Origin of the sequence: Alteromonas gracilis (assembly GCF_036870955.2) — a bacterium.
Lineage (GTDB): Bacteria > Pseudomonadota > Gammaproteobacteria > Enterobacterales > Alteromonadaceae > Alteromonas > Alteromonas gracilis_A.
This window is the reverse complement of the sequence record NZ_CP145482.2, coordinates 403,794-421,456: the sequence shown is the minus strand read 5'-3', so window position 1 is coordinate 421,456 and position 17,663 is coordinate 403,794. Positions and strand designations below refer to the sequence as shown.

The following is a 17,663-nucleotide window of genomic DNA, read 5'->3' as shown; positions in this document are numbered from 1 at the left end:
GAACGCCAAATACACATGCAGACAAAATGCATATTCATGCACCAACTTAACGCGCTCTCACCAAAACTGGGCAGTGTTGCACGAAGAGATAAGGCGACTTTTTTGAATCTGTCATACTTGATTTATTCAATCCGTAGTAAAAAAGAATGCTTTTGGGTACACTTCCGCAGGATTCGAAGATTGCAAAATAAGCGCGTATTTTTGTTTTGTCGCTTAGCTATTCATATAAAGGATGCACCATGAAACCATATTTGATTGCGCCATCAATTTTGTCTGCTGATTTTGCCCGTCTGGGTGATGATGTCGATGCGGTGTTAAAAGCAGGCGCAGATGTGGTGCATTTTGATGTGATGGACAACCACTATGTACCAAATTTGACCTTTGGCCCGATGATCTGCGAAGCGTTAAGGAACTATGGCATTACTGCTCCCATTGATGTTCATTTAATGGTTAAGCCAGTAGACGACCTTATTGAAAAATTTGCTAAAGCGGGGGCGAGCTACATTAGTTTTCATCCCGAAGCCTCTGAACATATTGACCGTTCTTTGCAGCTCATTATTGATTCTGGTTGTAAGCCAGGCTTAGTGTTTAACCCTGCAACCCCTCTACATTACCTCGATCATGTTATGGATAAACTTCATCATATTTTGATCATGTCAGTGAACCCAGGGTTTGGTGGTCAAAAGTTTATACCCAGCACTCTTAATAAGGTTCGCGCGGTAAAACAACGTGTCCAAGAAAGTGGTTACGACATTCGAATAGAAATTGACGGTGGAGTAAAAGTAGATAACATTCGCGAGATTGCTGAAGCGGGCGCCGACATGTTCGTAGCGGGTTCGGCAATTTTTTCTCAGGAAAATTACAGTGACGTTATTGGTCAAATGCGCCAAGAACTTGCTGCGCTATCACAAGCATAATTATTTAAACGTATTACAGGTAAAGACAAATGAGTAACAAACCCGTTGTATTAAGTGGCTGTCAGCCTTCAGGACAACTAACCCTTGGCAATTACATGGGTGCACTTAAACAGTGGGTTTCCATGCAAGACGATCACGATTGTCTTTATATGATTGTTGATTTGCACGCCATTACTGTTCGCCAAGACCCTAAACAGCTTGCAGAAGCCTGCCTTGATGGGCTAGCGCTTTATCTTGCTTGTGGTATCGACCCACAAAAAAGCACTATATTTATGCAGTCTCATGTACCTGAGCATGCTCAGTTGTCATGGGTATTAAATTGCTACGCCCAAATGGGTGAGTTGAATCGTATGACGCAGTTCAAAGATAAGTCTGCGAAAAACGAAAATAATATCAATGTTGGTCTATACAGCTACCCTGTTTTGCAAGCTGCAGATATTTTGCTTTATCAAGCTGATAAGGTTCCTGTGGGTGAAGATCAAAAACAGCACCTAGAGCTCACCCGTGATATCGCAACCCGCGTAAACAATCTATACGGTGATGTATTCCGCTTGCCCGACCCTTACATTCCAGATTTCGGTGCTCGCATCATGAGTTTACAAGAGCCAGAGAAGAAGATGTCAAAGTCGGATACCAATCCGAATAATTTCATTGGCCTTCTTGAAGACCCGAAGAAGCTTACAAAGAAAATAAAACGCGCTGTGACTGACTCAGACGAGCAAGCCAATATCTATTTCAACCCAAGTGAAAAGCCGGGTGTATCGAATTTGCTGACTTTACTTTCGCTATCAACCGGTAAATCAGTTAAAGACCTTGAGCCAGAGTACACAGATAAAATGTACGGTCACTTGAAAGGCGACGTTGCTGAAGCTGTGGTTTCGCTACTTGAACCAATTCAACAACGCTATGCAGAAATACGCGCAGACCGCCCTTACTTAGACGAAGTCATGCGTCAGGGTGCTGAAAAGGCCAGTTCGCGTGCAGCCCAAACGCTCAAGAAAGTTTACGATGCTGTTGGTTTTATTCCAAAGCCATAAGTAAAGCGCGATACACCGAGGTAGATAACGGCTGTGCTGCTGTTAATAGATAACTTTGACTCTTTTACGCACAACTTAGCGCGGTATTTCACGGAATTAGGTGCTGACGTTGAAGTTGTGCGCAATAACGCGTTGTCACTTGGCGACATTGAACGCCTTGCGCCATCGCAATTGGTTATATCTCCAGGTCCTTGCACGCCTAATGAAGCTTGTATTAGCTTATCCGCAATTAAACAATTTGCAGGAAAGCTTCCCATATTGGGCGTTTGCTTGGGTCACCAAGCCATCGGACAAGTCTTTGGCGCAAGTGTGGTCGGAGCAAAAGAAATCAAGCACGGTAAAGTATCTACTCTGCACCATACGCATAAAGGGCTATTTGAAGGTCTTCCCGATACCTTTGATGTTACACGTTATCACTCGCTCGTGCTGTCACCTGATTCGTTACCGTCATCGCTTCGTGTTGATGCATGGTGTGAAACCTCCTGTGGTCAACGTGAGATTATGGCGATTTCCCATACGCAGTATCCAATTTGGGGTGTACAATATCACCCAGAGTCTTTACTCACGCAGCACGGTCACGCTGTGCTTGAAGCGTTTTTAAAGCAGCACATCTAAAACCTTAAGTTATACATTAAAAAGCCGATACCCTAATCGCGACGCCCTGTTTTTAGCTGTCTTTTTGTTAAGGCATAAACAGAGGCATATAACCATACTTAGCATACGCAAAACCGGTGTGCTGAGCTCAGCGAAGTAGTAGGCCCTCATGTACGATAGTGTTGCCGTTTTAAAGAAAGTTTTACGTAGGAGCGTTTTCGACATGACGACTGGGGCTTCCATGCCACCTACTATAGACGATAGATTTGAGAATCTAGTCGTCTCGCCCGAGCGCGTGCTTGAAATGTTGGGGCGACGTCGTGTGGGCCAGGTTACCTACGAACAATCTGAACAAGGTGATGCGCGCAGGCGTTTGTTGCATGTCGAAAAGGTTGCGATCGAAAACAAACGCCTGCAAGAGAAGTCTGAAGCAAGCTACATAGAAACAGTAAACCACCAACTCCACGAGATTTTGCTAGGTGAAATTACAGAATATTTAGGGCAAACCGCCGAACTCTGCCAAAGCACGCTAAGTATGCCAGAAAACATCGGTGAACTGCTTGATGCACTCTCTGTCCGAGCTTGCACGGTTTCCAAACTTGAACCCATCGCGGCAACCATGCCATGGCTTTATGAAGACCTTATTGCGGTGGTCAATACGCCTCGCTTTAGACGCAAAGATTCTCGCGGCCGTATAATAGTAGTAGAAACTCTGAGAACAGCACTGAGTTTTATAGGGATAGACAACTTAAGACTGCTTATCCCTTATTTCATTTTTAAGCGTGCTCTACCTCAAGTGACAGACCCCTATCCGCAGATAAAACAAAAGTATTTATCTTACGCAACTGGGGTAGCTTTAACAGCAAAACACCTAGCCGCAGAGTCAGGTCTAAACACCAATGAAGCATATACATTAGGTATGCTCAGCAATTTAGGGCGCTGTGCTGTTACCCGCCTGTATTTTAGACTCTTTGACAAAATTCAAATGCATTTATTGCAAGAGTGTCAAAAGGATAAGGAACAAAAGCGATATGGCGCGCTTCTCAAAATTGCTCCATCAGCCAACCACCTTATTGCGCTACAACAAGAATTTGCTGACGCTGTCACGGCGGATGTATTGTCGCACATAGCACTTAAGCGATTGCGTATTGCCGACACTATGCGTTTGTGCGCTGACAATGCGCCAACAAAACTCAACACGCTTGCTAAATCGCTGCATCAAGCACGCACCTATACGCAAATTCGTATGCTACACCAACTCAAACTGATTGATATAAAAGAAGTAAGACCGTTACTAATCGAACAACAGTACCCTGTAGGATCGTTGGAAAAACTGAAATCAGTCGACGTATTTACCCTTCCATTGGTGAAAAACGAAGAAAACCAGTAAATTTTTATTGGATATTCATGCACTCCTTATTTTAATGAGTGCTTTGATTTTACCCAATTAACGGTGATTTTTTGTAAGGGAATACTCACCGCATATAGACGCTAAAGCCTTTCTCGTGCTGACATTCACCACTACTACCTAACGCTATAACTTAGCATTTAATAGTTATTCACTTTTAATGCAAATTAAGCCACAGTCCTTATAAATAAAGGGCTACAGGGCTTCACAGTGAAGACAAATGTTAAAAAAAATGGCATACTGTTAGCCAATTTCGAATAGTTTTTACGCGCCACAGTGAGTATTGGTAACGAAAGCGATGCTCTTATCACTCGCAATCATGCCTTAAAAATACCCACCACATAGTGTGCTTGGCGCCCAACGCAGAGGTAACAAAGATGAACGTAACTCGCGCTACATTTGATGATGTAATGGTCCCTAACTACAACCCAGCGGGAATGGTTCCTGTTCGCGGTGAAGGTTCACGTGTTTGGGATCAAGATGGTGCTGAGTACATCGACTTTGCAGGCGGTATTGCAGTAAACGTATTAGGTCACTGCCACCCAGAGCTAGTTAAAGCACTTAATGAGCAAGGCAGTAAGCTTTGGCATCTTAGTAACGTATTTACTAACGAGCCATCTCTTCGACTTGCGAAAAAACTTACAGATGCAACATTTGCGGAAAAAGTGTACTTTGCCAACTCAGGTGCAGAGGCCAATGAAGCAGCACTTAAGCTAGCTCGTCGCTTTGCGCTAGATAACTTCGGTGAAGACAAAAACCAAATTATTGCGTTTAACAAAGGGTTCCACGGTCGTACCTTCTTTACCGTAACGGTAGGTGGTCAAGCGGCATACTCAGATGGATTCGGTCCTAAGCCTGGCGCCGTATCTCACTGTGACTACAACGACCTTGCTGCGTTTGAAGCAATGATTTCTGACAAGACATGCGCAGTAATGATGGAGCCTCTACAAGGTGAAGGCGGTATCATTCCACCAGATGCAGATTTTGTTAAAGGCGTTCGCGAGCTTTGTGACAAGCACAATGCTTTACTTATTTTTGATGAAGTGCAATCTGGCGTAGGCCGTACAGGTCACTTGTACGCATACATGGGCCTTGGTGTAACACCAGATATCCTTACTACTGCTAAATCACTTGGTGGTGGCTTCCCAATTGGTGCAATGCTAACTACAACCAAGATTGGCGCTCACCTAAAAGCGGGTACGCACGGTAGTACATATGGTGGTAACCCATTGGCGTGTGCTGTGGCAGAAAAAGCGTTTGATATCGTAAATCAACCAGAAGTAATGGAAGGTGTTCTTAAGAAAGAAGCGCTATTCCGTGAATTACTTGGCGCTATCAACGAAAAATACAATGTATTTGAAGAAGTTCGCGGCCAAGGTATGCTTCTTGGTTGTGCACTAAATGAAAAATATCAAGGTCGCGCTCGCGACTTTATGATGGCAGCAACAAAAGAAAACCTTATGTGTCTAGTGGCTGGTATGAACGTTGTTCGCTTTGCTCCTTCGCTAGTTATTCCTGACGAAGACATTAAAGAAGGTCTTGCACGTTTCGAACGCGCCGTAGCTGCCGTTGTAAACGCCGAATAATTACAACACGAGTAGCGAACATGAATATCATTCGCCCTATCACAAAAGCCGATTATAACGCGCTTAAAGAGATAGCTGTCGAGTCGGGCATAGGCTTCACGTCTTTGCCCGTGAACGACGAGTTATTGCAGCGCAAGATTGATCGTGCCGAAACAGCGTTTAACAAAGCAAACGTCACCGAGCCTGGCGATGAGTCATACTTGTTTGTAATGGAAGATACCGCTACAGGTCAGGTAGTAGGCACTACAGGTATAGAAGCGGCCGTTGGCATTGATGATGCGTTTTACCATTATCACTTAAGTAAAGTGGTACACGCATCACGCGAGCTTAACATTCACAACACTGTGGACATTCTTACTTTCTGTAACGACTACACAGGCGTAACCGAAATTTGTACGTTGTTCCTTCGCGAACAGGCACGAGGCGGTATTAACGGGCGCTTTTTATCAAAAGTCCGTTTCTTGTTTATGATGGAGCACCGCGAACGTTTCTCTGAGACTGTAATTGCAGAAATGCGTGGTGTAAGTGATGAAGAAGGCCGTTCACCATTTTGGGAATGGCTTGAAACACACTTCTTCTCTCTAGACTTCCCAACGGCTGATTACTTAACAGGAATTGGCAATAAGGTGTTTATCGCCGAGCTTATGCCTAAGTATCCCATTTATGTGAACTTGCTTAGCAAAGAAGCGCAAGACGTTATTGGTGAAGTTCACGAGAAAACCCGTCCAGCACTTCAGTTGCTAGAAGAGGAAGGCTTCTCGTGTCGCGGATACGTAGACATATTTGATGCTGGCCCAACTGTTGAAGCAAATTTGAGCCATATACGCACTGCACAGTCTAGCCTTAAACTGCCAGTAGTTATTGACGACAGCGCTGCGGCCCAAGGTCAAACGCATTATATCATCAATACCTCTATATCAGATTTTCGAGCAGTTGCTACCGAGATGACGCTTAGCGAAGAGCAAAACGTTGCCGTGTTATCGCGACAAGCTGCAGCTGCACTGAACGTTAAAGAAGGTGACGAGGTTCGCTTCGCACCGAGTAACATTCAGAGACTAATAAAGGACACCCACTATGCTACATACACATTTTATAAACGGTGAATGGGTTGCCGGACAAGGTCACGACCTTAAGTCTATTGACCCTGCTAAAAACGAAATCATTTGGGAAGGTAAATCTGCAACATCTGCCCAAATTGACAGCGCTATAGAAGCAGCGCGCGCAGCACTGCCTGCGTGGAGCATGAAAACCGTAGAAGAGCGCCTTGAAATCATCAAGGTATACGGTACTAAGCTTGAAGAAGCGAAAGCGCACCTAGCTAAAGTTATGGCTAAAGAGACAGGCAAGCCCGAGTGGGAAACGGCCACTGAAGTCGGCGCCATGATGGGCAAAATTGGTATATCAGAAAAAGCCTATTTTGAGCGTACTGGTAACGTTGAAAACCCTATGCCAGTGGGCAAAGCGTTTATTCGCCACAAGCCTCATGGTGTTGTAGCGGTATTTGGCCCTTACAACTTCCCGGGTCACCTTCCAAACGGTCACATTGTACCTGCGCTGATTGCAGGTAACACAGTGGTATTTAAGCCAAGCGACCTAACGCCAATGGTTGCACAAGAGATGGTTAAACTATGGGACGCGGCAGGTCTACCAGCTAAGCGTACTTAACCTAGTACAGGGTGAAGTTGAAACAGGTAAAGCACTTGCCTCTCACAACGACATCGACGGCCTGTTTTTCACAGGTAGTTCACGTACTGGTAAGATCTTGCACGAACAATTTGCAGGTCATCCTGGCAAAATTTTGGCCCTTGAAATGGGCGGTAATAACCCGCTAATCGTTAAAGATGTAGCTGATGTTGACGCAGCTGTGCACGATATCGTGCAATCTGCATTTATTACTTCAGGTCAGCGCTGTACTTGCGCACGTCGCCTGTTTTTGCCTGCAGACGCACAAGGCGACGCAATACTTGCGCGTCTAATTGAAGTTACTAAAAATATCAGCGTTGGCGATTACGACGCTGAAGATCAGCCGTTTATGGGTGCAATGATTTCTAGCAATGCTGCAGCACTGATGGTTAAAGCTCAGCAAGAGCTAGAAGACCTAGGTGGTAATGTACTGGTACGTCTAGAACAAAAAGATGAAAACAAAGGGTTTGCGACACCAGGTATCATCGATGTGAGCGACATGTTGTCATCGTTACCTGATGAAGAGCACTTTGGTCCACTACTTAAAGTCATTCGTTATACTGACTTTGACGCAGCCATTGAAGAAGCGAACAATACCAGCTTTGGTCTTTCGGCGGGTCTGTTAGGCGATAACGAAGAAGACTATCGCTACTTCTTTGCACGCATTCGTGCCGGTATCGTTAACTGGAATCGCCCAATTACGGGTGCCAGCAGCGCTGCACCATTTGGTGGCGTTGGTGATAGTGGTAACCACCGCGCTAGTGCTTTCTACGCGGCAGACTATTGCGCCTACCCAGTTGCATCGGTTGAACTAGAAAAAGTGACTATGCCTGGCAAGTTGAGCCCTGGCTTAAGCATGTAATATAAATGTGGCCGATATGTATTGATGTATCGGTCACACTCTTACCCTACCCATATTTACTTACTCCTTTAGAGAGTAGACGACAGAAAGGACCCTACTACTATGCATAGCAACATTGATACGTTGTTTGGCAACATGTGGGACGATTACGTGACTATTACTCCCTCGGCGCACAAAATCCACGCGCTTTTAGCAGGGGAAGAGAACACGAACGACATCGTTAACGACCATGTAGCTTTCAGAACATTTGCCCTTGATAAAACACGCTTAGACAAACTTGCAGCGCATTTTCTTGCGTTGGGTTATGAAGCAAAAGGCGACTACGACTTTGAAGCAAAAAAGCTAACGGCGAAGCATTTCGAACACCCAGACGACACAAAGCCAAAGGTGTTTATTAGCGAACTTCGCGTCAATGAGTTATCTGAACAAGCACAAACGATCATCAAGAAAATGGTAGATCAAATGCTTAAGCAGAAGTGGTTGAGGCAGACAACTTTTTGTACTCAGGCAAGCACTGGGAAGTGACAAAAGCCGAATACGACACTTTGCTCAACGAGTCTGAATATGCAGCATGGATGGCAGCGTGGGGCTTCAGAGCTAACCACTTCACAGTTAGTGTAAACCACCTTACTCGCACCAACGAACTGGTCGATGTTAACACTCTACTTAAAGAAGCAGGTTTTGTATTAAATACATCAGGCGGCGAGATAAAAGGCGGCGCAGATGTCTTTCTTGCGCAATCATCGACAATGGCTGACCGTGCAGATGTGGCATTTAGCGACGAAACCGTATCAATTCCTAGCTGTTTCTATGAATTTGCTCAACGCTATGACATGCCAAACGGCGAGCGCTACCAAGGTTTTGTAGCTGCGTCTGCGGATAAAATTTTCGAGAGTACTAACGTTAAGTAACCTTTTCGAAACGCGCTATCACTTGGCTTTATCGCCAATACAAACGCCCACGACATTGTGGGCGTTTTATATTGTCTAGCGTTTGGGTTCGGTAGTATGGCGAGCCAAAAACTGATCATACGGCATGGGTTTGTCAAAATAGAACCCCTGCATTAACTGTACGTCAGCTTGTTCAATAAAAGGAAGGTAAGATTCGAGTTCAACACCTTCTACAACAACGTCAATCTGCAAGCTTTTCAACATTGCTATAAGTCCATGAAAGAGCGCATTAGCTTTGCTGTCTTTATGTATACCTTGCACTAAACTTTTATCGACTTTAACCACTTCAAACTGAAAGCTGCGCAAATAACTTAACGAAGAAAAGCCCGTTCCAAAATCATCTAACGATAATTTAAAGCCTCGCTCTCGAAGTTCATTGAGAGCCCGTAACGCCTGCTTTTCGTCGCGAATAAACACAGATTCAGTAAGTTCTAGCTCTATGCATTCAGGTAGGACATGACTTGCACTGCAAATGGAAACAGCCTGGTCAGGGAAAAGAGGGTCAAGCATCTGGTTGGCGGTAATATTCACAGACATCGGAATTGCTTCGCCCTGTTGTGACTCCATAATTGAAATGTAATCACACGCCGACTCTAATGCTTGCAAACCAATAGCGCGGTCGAGCTTCTGCTCTTCAGCTAACGGAATAAAAACCGACGGCGAGACAACGCCGTGTAGACCTGAAATCCACCTGCAGAGCACTTCACCACCTTTTAGGTCTCCATTAGCCGTGTACTTACCTTGAATATAAAAGTCGAGCAGATGATTTTCTACCGCTCGCCTTAAGTCATTCACCATGCTTATTTGCTGAGTCATACTTTCATATAAACCAGCCTCGTAAACAAATGCCTGCCCTTTACCAAGCTCTTTTGCACGATACATGGCCGCATCAGCGCACTGAATCAGGCTTTCAATGCTGTCACTATGTTCAGGGTAATGCGCAATACCAATACTGGCCGAAAGCCGCATTTCAGTGTTCTTGGCGTAAATAACATCTTCTTCTATCTGTGTGATCAAGGTCTGAGATTTTTCTACAACGCTATCCACGTCTTGCTCGGGCAGTACAACAATAAATTCATCTCCGCCCCATCGCCCCACTTCGCCAATTGGGCCGAACATGCCTGTTAAAAGTGCGGAAATACGCTGAAGCTCAGCATCCCCCCGTTCATGCCCCGCGTTGTCGTTTATGGCCTTAAATCCATCTAAATCAACAAATACCAACAGAAAATGTTGCGCCTCTTTAGCATACTTGCTTACCGCCTCTCTTAACGCATTGCGGTTTGATAACCCGGTAAGATCGTCGTGAAGCGCCAGCTGACGCAGGCGAATTTCGCTGCGTTTTTTATCACTGATATCTCGCATTGTTGCAATAAGGTAAGACGACGCCTTCTGATAGGTGTCAAATAGCGCTACTGAAACATCGACAATTTTTGTGTGATTATTTAGCGTCAGTAACTGTGTCTCGAAACGCACTTGCTTCTCGTCAATTAAACGAGATTGTTCTACTTTCACTTCGTTAAGTAAATCGTTGAAATTAAGCCCCAGGCACTTCTCTTTTACCTTCGCGTCGAGAAGCTGGATAAAGGCTTCATTGCATTCGGTAATGATCAGGTTAGGGGTTAATACCAGCATGGGCTCTCTTGAGCTAGCAAATGCAGATGCCATTAAATGGAAAGACTGTTCGGCTTTGCGCTGCTTTGTAATGTCTTTTGTCGTGCCCACTATGTGTAGGGCTTCACCTGATGCACCACGCTGAAGCACTCTCCCCCTCAGGCGCACCCATTGGTAGTCTTCATCTAACTTCAAACGAAATGAAAACTCAATGCGCTCACGATTACCGTGTAGCGCCATTGTCCAATGAAATTGCAGGTTATCTAAGTCATCTTGATGAACCATCTTCATCAGCTGAATAAGCGTACCCGACCATGTTGAAATGCTCTCAGAATGCAAAGAGAACGAGCGAATCTCCATAACATCGCTTTTCGCCTCCCAACTCCAAAACGACTCCTGCGATGCCCACAATGCAAGCTCTAAGTTTTTTTGTGCAACTCGGCTCTCTTTGAGCGTGCTGTGCATATAAAGACTTTTTTGCGTAAGTATTGCCTCAGCAGACTCACGAGCAGCACGCTGTCGCTTTAGCCGTCTCTCCATAACAGCAAATTGTTTTTCAGTGTACTTGCGGTCACCAGACATAACTAATGTATTTACACAACGGTAATACTAAATTCATAGGTATGAGGTTTGTCTAACTGATGAGTTTCACGTTTTAGTTCACACCCGTAAAACTGTGCAGCGGCGTCCATTAAGCCCTCGGCAAGAGCAAATAGCTCGCGCTCCGAGTAGTACTGCATGCGCATTGCATTGTCAGTACGTGACAAAACAGTAAACCTTGGCAAGTCTGCGTCTGGATAGAGCTTTTTAACCTGTACATGAATGTCACCGTCAAGATGCTCTAGCATATCAAGCATTGAGTTTGCGTTGGCTAGCACTTCGCCATGCACTTGACCCAACTTGCCAAAAAGATAAAAACCAAAGTCATAGAGCAATTCATTGGCCGATTTGCCGCTTTTCTCCACCAACACGCCAAGTAAACGCTGCATTTCTTCAAAAGGGTAATACCCCACCGCAGTATACGCTCCGTCGTTTTCTAACTTAGCTTCAACAATGACATCGTCGGCAAACTCTGGCGACACCTTTTCTTCCAGCATATCGATTAACGATGTAAAAACTATGCCTAGCATGCACTTTCCTCTTTTGATTTCTTTTATGAGTGTAGTTCACCTAAGCACAAGAACAACCTAAACTTTACGCTAATACGCACACAAAAAAAGCGCCTTAAAAGGCGCTTTTTGCGAGTACAAACCGTGTTAAGCCGTTGGCTCTTGTTCAGGTGGAGTGCTTTGCTCAAAAACCACTTCCACACTGTCAACACGTTGCAAACCACGGGGCAGCTTGTTTCCTCGGCGCCCGCGTTCCCCTTGATAATGGGTTAAGTCATCTGCAGTTAATGTCATATTGCGTTTTCCTGCAGACACTTTGATAGAAGCACCATCAGGCACCACGGTAAGTACTTTTACAAACTCTTCGCGAGATTGCGCTTTTGCCGAAGGAATATTGATAAGCTTATTTCCCTTACCTTTTCCTAAACTTGGTAAATCGCGCAACGGGAACATAAGCATGCGCCCTTCGTTTGAAATACTTAAACACCAGTCAGAGTCTGGGTTTGAGACCAAGCTTGGGTTTCATCACTTTAGCCGCTGTCGGTAATGACAAATATGCCTTACCGGCTTTATTCTTGCTCACCATATCTTTAAAGGTGCCGACAAAACCGTAACCCGCGTCCGAGCCGACCAAAAATTTACTTTCATCTTGAGCCATAATGACATGCTCAAAAGATTCACCGCCAACAAGACTAAAACGCCCGGTTAGAGGTTCACCTTGACTACGCGCTGACGGCAGGCCGTGCGCATCGCAGGCAAAAGTACGTCCCGATGTATCCATAAAGACAGTAGGTTGGTTGCTCTTGCCTTCGGCGCTTGACTGATACGCATCCCCTGCTTTGTAGCTCAAGCTTTCAGCATCTATGTCATGCCCTTTGGCGCATCGCGCCCAGCCTTTTTCAGATAACACTACTGTCACCGACTCTGCGGGCACCAGTTCTTTTTCAGATAGGGCTTTTGCTTCGCCACGCTCGATGATTGGCGAACGGCGATCATCACCATACTTTTCGGCGTCAGCAAGAATTTCTTTTTTGATCAGCGTTTTAAGACGACGGTCAGAGCCTAATAGCTGCTGTAACTTGTCTCTTTCAGCAGCAAGCTCGTCTTGCTCACCCTTAATTTTCATTTCTTCAAGCTTGGCAAGATGACGAAGCTTAAGTTCAAGAATCGCTTCAGCTTGCTTGTCACTTAAACCAAAGCGCGACATCAATTCTGGCTTAGGTTTGTCATAAGTGCGGATGATTTCGATGACTTCATCAATATTTAAAAACGCAATTAACAAGCCTTCTAGAATGTGCAGGCGCGCTAGCACTTTGTCTAGACGGTACTGCAGACGTCGCGTCACGGTATCTTTTCGATATTGCAGCCACTCAGACAAAATAGTGCGCAAATCTTTAACTTGTGGACGGCCATCTAAACCAATCATGTTTAAGTTAACACGATAGTTTTTTTCTAAGTCGGTGGTAGCAAACAAATGCTGCATAAGTTGAGTGACATCTACGCGATTTGAGCGCGGTGTAATAACTAATCGCGTCGGGTTCTCGTGATCTGATTCGTCACGCAGGTCGCTAACCATAGGCAGCTTTTTAGCCTGCATCTGCGCGGCAATTTGCTCAAGAATCTTTGCACCCGAGGCTTGATGCGGCAACGCGGTGACAATTACATCGCCATTTTCTTCCATGTATACCGCGCGCATTTTTATCGAACCACGGCCCGTTTCATACAGTTTTTGTATGTCTGCTTTGGGTGTGATGATTTCCGCTTCTGTTGGATAGTCAGGGCCGTTTACATGCTCTAATACATCTTGTAAGTCTGCCTTACTGTTGTCCAATAGCATGGCACAGGCATTGGCTAACTCTCTAACATTGTGAGGCGGAATATCTGTTGCCATACCAACGGCGATACCAGTAACGCCGTTAAGCAAAATATGAGGTAGACGAGCCGGAAGAACGCTCGGTTCTTCTAGTGTGCCGTCGAAGTTAGGCACCCAATCTACCGTGCCTTGTCCTAACTCGTTCAGCAGCACTTCTGAAAAGCGAGATAGCTTGGCCTCGGTATAACGCATCGCAGCAAATGACTTAGGGTCATCAGGTGCACCCCAGTTTCCTTGCCCATCAACCAAAGGGTAACGGTAAGAAAAGGGTTGAGCCATAAGTACCATAGCTTCATAACACGCCGAGTCACCATGAGGATGAAATTTACCGAGTACGTCACCAACAGTACGCGCCGACTTTTTGTATTTCGCATTGGCGCTTAATCCAAGGTCAGACATCGCATAAATGATACGACGCTGGACTGGCTTTAGTCCGTCTGCAATATGCGGCAACGCCCTATCCATTATGACGTACATGGAATAGTTTAGATAAGCGTCTTCGGTGAAGCGTCGAAGAGGAAGTTGCTCTACCCCATCGCGATTAATGATGATCTCGTCACTCATGATGTTTTTTTCGTTTTGTTATTTATTTTGTCATTGTTCACTAGAACACATTGTTTACGAGCAGGTAATACAGAACACGCCATTCTTTTGAGTGCCCTATAGCGCAATAACCCGTAGGCTTATTGTGGGGTAAACAGAGAGCGGGTGCAATCCTTGTGAATCAAACAGTTTTTACTTGCAATTCAGGTAGGCTTTGTCATTGCTTAAAGACAATGGTTTAATACAAATAAGCGTGGTGCTTTACACCCCAAATACTTTCGCTGAGCACGCCAAAAACATAAAGAAAAAACAATGACGATAATACATTATATTCGCGTATTCTTTTTAGTGTCTTTCCTTGCATTCATCGCGACGTCATCTCCCGCTCGTGCTCAACACATTCAACAACTGTTTGATGAAAATACAACGCTTGACCTCTCTGACTCCCTGTATTTTTTGTTTGAAACAGACTATCAGCTGACCATTAGCGATGTGTCGCGTCGAAGAAACGATTTTTTGATGCATCCTCATGACAACCCCAACTTTGGGTTTCGCAACAATGGCATGTGGTTATTGACGCGCGTTGCAAATGTGTCCAATGAACCAAACTGGGTATTTAGTATCAATTTCAGCCAGCTTGATAGCGTTGATTTTTACGTAGTTCAAAACGGTGAAGTCATTAAGCAGAGCCATCAAGGGAAAGCACAGAAAGAACAGCGTTTTCGTGTACCCACGCTACGACTTAATTTAGACAATAACGAGCCTATTGATTTATATATACGCATTGAAAGTCGGTCTTCTAGCCTTATCACGCCGCTGCGTGTGCAGGCAGAGCCACTGCACAGCAGCTACTTTCAGATGGATAGCCTATTGTGGGGTCTATTTTATGGCGGTTTGTTGATTTTGGCCGTCTACAATTTAGCGCTGTTTTTTGGCGTGAGAGAGAAAAGCCTCATCGCCTACGTGGGTTACATTTTCGCCGTCATCCTTTGGCAGTTCGTTTGGGGAGGTCACACCCACCTTATATTTTCATCCGGTATTCCCTCTTGGTTAGTAGGACATTCAGAACTCATCTTTGTCATCATAGGTATAAGTTCAGGCCTGTTTACGGTAACGTTTTTAGAGACGGAACAATACGCACCTACCGCTCACCCCGTTATTAAAATTCTGCTCATATGCCAAGGCATTACAGGCTTTGTGTGCTTTGTCGATCTGCTTCCTTCTATTTGGAAGAACAACTTAGTCTACGGTGTTGGGCTTGTAGCCATATTGAGCTACATCTACGCTGGGTTTGAGGCATTCTTTAACAAGTTTAAACCCGCTCGATACTTTATTTTCGCATGGACCATGCTGGCAACAGGGGCGATTGTGGGGATGCTAAGCCTGGTTGGCGTTCTGCCTTCAAATGATTTCACTACGTATTGCTTTCAAGTCGGTGTATTTCTAGAGTCTGGCCTTTTCTCCTTCGCGTTGATGGAAAAAAGCCGGAGCCAGTTAGAAAGTGAGGTTGAACAAGCCACCAACGATCTTAGAAATAACATGGAGCTGATTGAGGAGCAAAATGCCCGTCTAGATATTGCACGTAAAGATGCAATAAAGGCCAGTAATGTTAAGTCACAATTTTTGGCTAATATGAGCCACGAAATTAGAACACCACTTAACGCCATACTTGGCTTCAGCAAAGAACTAAACAATGCCTCGCTTCCACCCGATCAACAAGAGCAAGTGCGCATTGTAAACACCGCCGCTGATAACCTGCTGACCATTGTAAACGACGTGCTCGATTTCTCGAAAATTGAGGCAGGAAAGCTGAAAATAAACAACCAACCTTTTTCGCCAAATAAACTGCTTGAAGAAATGGTCACTATTATGGCGAAGTCATCTCACAGCAAGCGGATTGAGTTTGTTTTCGACCTTGGTCCCTTACCAGAAAAACTCATTGGAGATGTGTTCCGTATCAAACAAGTGCTCAATAACCTTTTGAGCAACGCGCTAAAGTTTACCTCACACGGCACTATCCGCTTTGCCGTGCATGGACGCGCCCTGCCCCACGGGATCCATGAAGTCAACATAACCGTTGAAGACACGGGTATAGGTATTAGTCGCCAGGACCGTAAAAAACTGTTCAATGCGTTTTCTCAGGTCGACGATGCACTAAATCGCAATTATCAAGGCACAGGGCTTGGGCTTGTCATCAGTAAAGAGCTTGTTCGCTTAATGAATGGGGATCTCACGCTGAAAAGTGTTGTGGGGCAAGGCTCTACATTCTGCGTGTCGCTACGTATGAATCAATTGAGCCAAAAGTTTGCCCTATCAACTGACGAGAGTTGGCTGGACAAACGCATTGTACTGTTCGACCCTGTACCTTCAACGCGACGTGCCAGTGCCAATATGCTTTGCGCGCTTGGCGCTCATGTAATCTCGGTCGAATCGACCGCGTTTTTGGATACTTTAAAAGACCAATACGACTTTTTAATGGCCACGGTACCGGTAAGTAAATTGGCGTATCGAGACCGCTTCTTGAGTCGCTTTGTGAATTTTCCTGCCAAGAAACGTGTGTTGTGGTATTCAGGCCCTGAGCCGTACGCCCAATACCCAAGTCTTCATCAGCATTTTTACTCACAAGTAAGAATGCCTATGACACTGACGAAGCTTGATAACTTAATTCACCAGCAAAACACCCCAGCTAAAAACGCCATGCTGGAAAAAATTGAAGTACTGCCACCAGCAAGAATTCTTGCCGTTGACGATATGGAGATGAACCTTAAACTATTGCACACGTGGCTTGATAATTCTCCAGCGGAGTTAACGACAACTATCAGCGGGCAAGATGCGGTCAATCGATGCCAAACACAAGAATTTGATCTCATTCTAATGGATGTTCAAATGCCGGGCATGGACGGGCTTCAAGCAACACGTGAAATACGTAAGTCTCCGCTAAATATGGGAACGCCGATAGTGGCCGTAACTGCGCATGCGTTTAAAGAAGAGCAAGAACGACTGCTTGCCTCGGGTATGGATGATTATTTGCCCAAGCCAATTGAATTTGAATTACTCATTGATTTGGTCAAATCATGGTGCAACGACATTGTGCAAAGTGATATCGCTTTTCCATCCATCGATTGGCAACTTGCGCTTAAACGCGCTAATCAAAACAAAACCACAGCCCGGGAACTTCTCGGAAGCTTTGTTAGCTTACTGCCAAATGCGATTGAAAAAATTGATGTACTGTGGGAACAACGAGACTTCACTGAGTTAAAGGCTGAAGTGCACAAGTTACACGGCGCTTGCTGTTACACAGGGCTCCCTCGCTTGCAGCACTTAGTCAATGAGATTGAGAGTGCACTTAAACTCGACCTTCATGATGACGTCGAAACGCTGTTGCCAGAACTTTATCAAGAGGCTGAAAAAGTGCTCGCCGAGCACAAGTCCTAGCACCGCTTGTTAGCGTTATTACTCAGGTCGTAATCGTCGTTTCAAGTGCTTTTGT

9 protein-coding genes and 3 pseudogenes are annotated in these 17,663 nt (G+C 45.1%); 9 read left to right on the top strand and 3 right to left on the bottom strand.

Features of this window, described 5'->3' with window-relative positions; all coding sequences use genetic code 11:
• The first annotated feature begins 239 nt into the window (after positions 1–239).
• The 8 genes and pseudogenes from rpe (at position 240) to V6N89_RS01945 (ending at position 8,998) form a co-directional block, all read left to right on the top strand.
• Positions 240–917, top strand: coding sequence for a ribulose-phosphate 3-epimerase (rpe, locus tag V6N89_RS01980; protein ID WP_338519898.1), 678 nt, complete (start codon positions 240–242; stop codon positions 915–917).
• A gap of 29 nt (positions 918–946) precedes the next feature.
• Positions 947–1,954, top strand: coding sequence for a tryptophan--tRNA ligase (gene trpS / locus V6N89_RS01975; RefSeq protein ID WP_346993333.1), 1,008 nt, complete (start codon positions 947–949; stop codon positions 1,952–1,954).
• Between the two features lie 33 nt (positions 1,955–1,987).
• A complete protein-coding gene (locus V6N89_RS01970) occupies positions 1,988–2,569 on the top strand; it encodes an anthranilate synthase component II (protein WP_346993332.1) in 582 nt (193 codons plus the stop codon).
• A 202-nt stretch (positions 2,570–2,771) separates the two neighbouring features.
• A complete protein-coding gene (locus V6N89_RS01965) occupies positions 2,772–3,938 on the top strand; it encodes an HDOD domain-containing protein (RefSeq protein ID WP_346993331.1) in 1,167 nt (388 codons plus the stop codon).
• 395 nt (positions 3,939–4,333) lie between these two features.
• Positions 4,334–5,542 carry an aspartate aminotransferase family protein gene (locus V6N89_RS01960; protein ID WP_338519894.1) on the top strand — a complete coding sequence of 403 codons (1,209 nt, stop codon included), beginning with the start codon at positions 4,334–4,336 and terminating at the stop codon, positions 5,540–5,542.
• A gap of 20 nt (positions 5,543–5,562) precedes the next feature.
• Positions 5,563–6,645 (top strand): arginine N-succinyltransferase, encoded by a 1,083-nt coding sequence (gene astA / locus V6N89_RS01955; RefSeq protein WP_338519893.1) that lies wholly within the window; start codon positions 5,563–5,565, stop codon positions 6,643–6,645.
• Positions 6,617–8,087 (top strand): annotated as a pseudogene (gene astD / locus V6N89_RS01950) (succinylglutamate-semialdehyde dehydrogenase). The gene astA and the pseudogene astD overlap by 29 nt, the downstream one beginning before the upstream one ends.
• A 102-nt stretch (positions 8,088–8,189) precedes the next feature.
• Positions 8,190–8,998, top strand: a pseudogene (locus V6N89_RS01945) (DUF1338 domain-containing protein).
• Between the two features lie 75 nt (positions 8,999–9,073).
• Here the strand turns inward: V6N89_RS01945 and V6N89_RS01940 are convergent.
• From V6N89_RS01940 to parC, 3 genes and pseudogenes are all read right to left on the bottom strand, one after another.
• Positions 9,074–11,230, bottom strand: coding sequence for a putative bifunctional diguanylate cyclase/phosphodiesterase (locus V6N89_RS01940; RefSeq protein ID WP_338519892.1), 2,157 nt, complete (start codon positions 11,228–11,230; stop codon positions 9,074–9,076).
• 11 nt (positions 11,231–11,241) lie between these two features.
• The gene (locus V6N89_RS01935) at positions 11,242–11,778 is read right to left on the bottom strand and encodes a heme NO-binding domain-containing protein (RefSeq protein ID WP_338519891.1); all 537 of its coding nucleotides are present in this window, start codon (positions 11,776–11,778) and stop codon (positions 11,242–11,244) included.
• 126 nt (positions 11,779–11,904) lie between these two features.
• Positions 11,905–14,194: pseudogene (parC, locus tag V6N89_RS01930) on the bottom strand (DNA topoisomerase IV subunit A).
• A gap of 300 nt (positions 14,195–14,494) precedes the next feature.
• Between parC and V6N89_RS01925 the strand changes: the two are divergent.
• Positions 14,495–17,608 carry a 7TM diverse intracellular signaling domain-containing protein gene (locus V6N89_RS01925; RefSeq protein WP_431189781.1) on the top strand — a complete coding sequence of 1,038 codons (3,114 nt, stop codon included), beginning with the start codon at positions 14,495–14,497 and terminating at the stop codon, positions 17,606–17,608.
• Positions 17,609–17,663 lie beyond the last annotated feature (55 nt).

Bases quoted from the DNA above. Each gene is read 5' to 3' on its own strand.
- rpe (WP_338519898.1), top strand. From the start codon at position 240: ATGAAACCATATTTGATTGCGCCATCAATTTTGTCTGCTGATTTTGCC.
- trpS (WP_346993333.1), top strand. From the start codon at position 947: ATGAGTAACAAACCCGTTGTATTAAGTGGCTGTCAGCCTTCAGGACAA.
- V6N89_RS01965 (WP_346993331.1), top strand. From the start codon at position 2,772: ATGACGACTGGGGCTTCCATGCCACCTACTATAGACGATAGATTTGAG.
- V6N89_RS01960 (WP_338519894.1), top strand. From the start codon at position 4,334: ATGAACGTAACTCGCGCTACATTTGATGATGTAATGGTCCCTAACTAC.
- astA (WP_338519893.1), top strand. From the start codon at position 5,563: ATGAATATCATTCGCCCTATCACAAAAGCCGATTATAACGCGCTTAAA.
- V6N89_RS01940 (WP_338519892.1), bottom strand. From the start codon at position 11,230: ATGTCTGGTGACCGCAAGTACACTGAAAAACAATTTGCTGTTATGGAG.
- V6N89_RS01935 (WP_338519891.1), bottom strand. From the start codon at position 11,778: ATGCTAGGCATAGTTTTTACATCGTTAATCGATATGCTGGAAGAAAAG.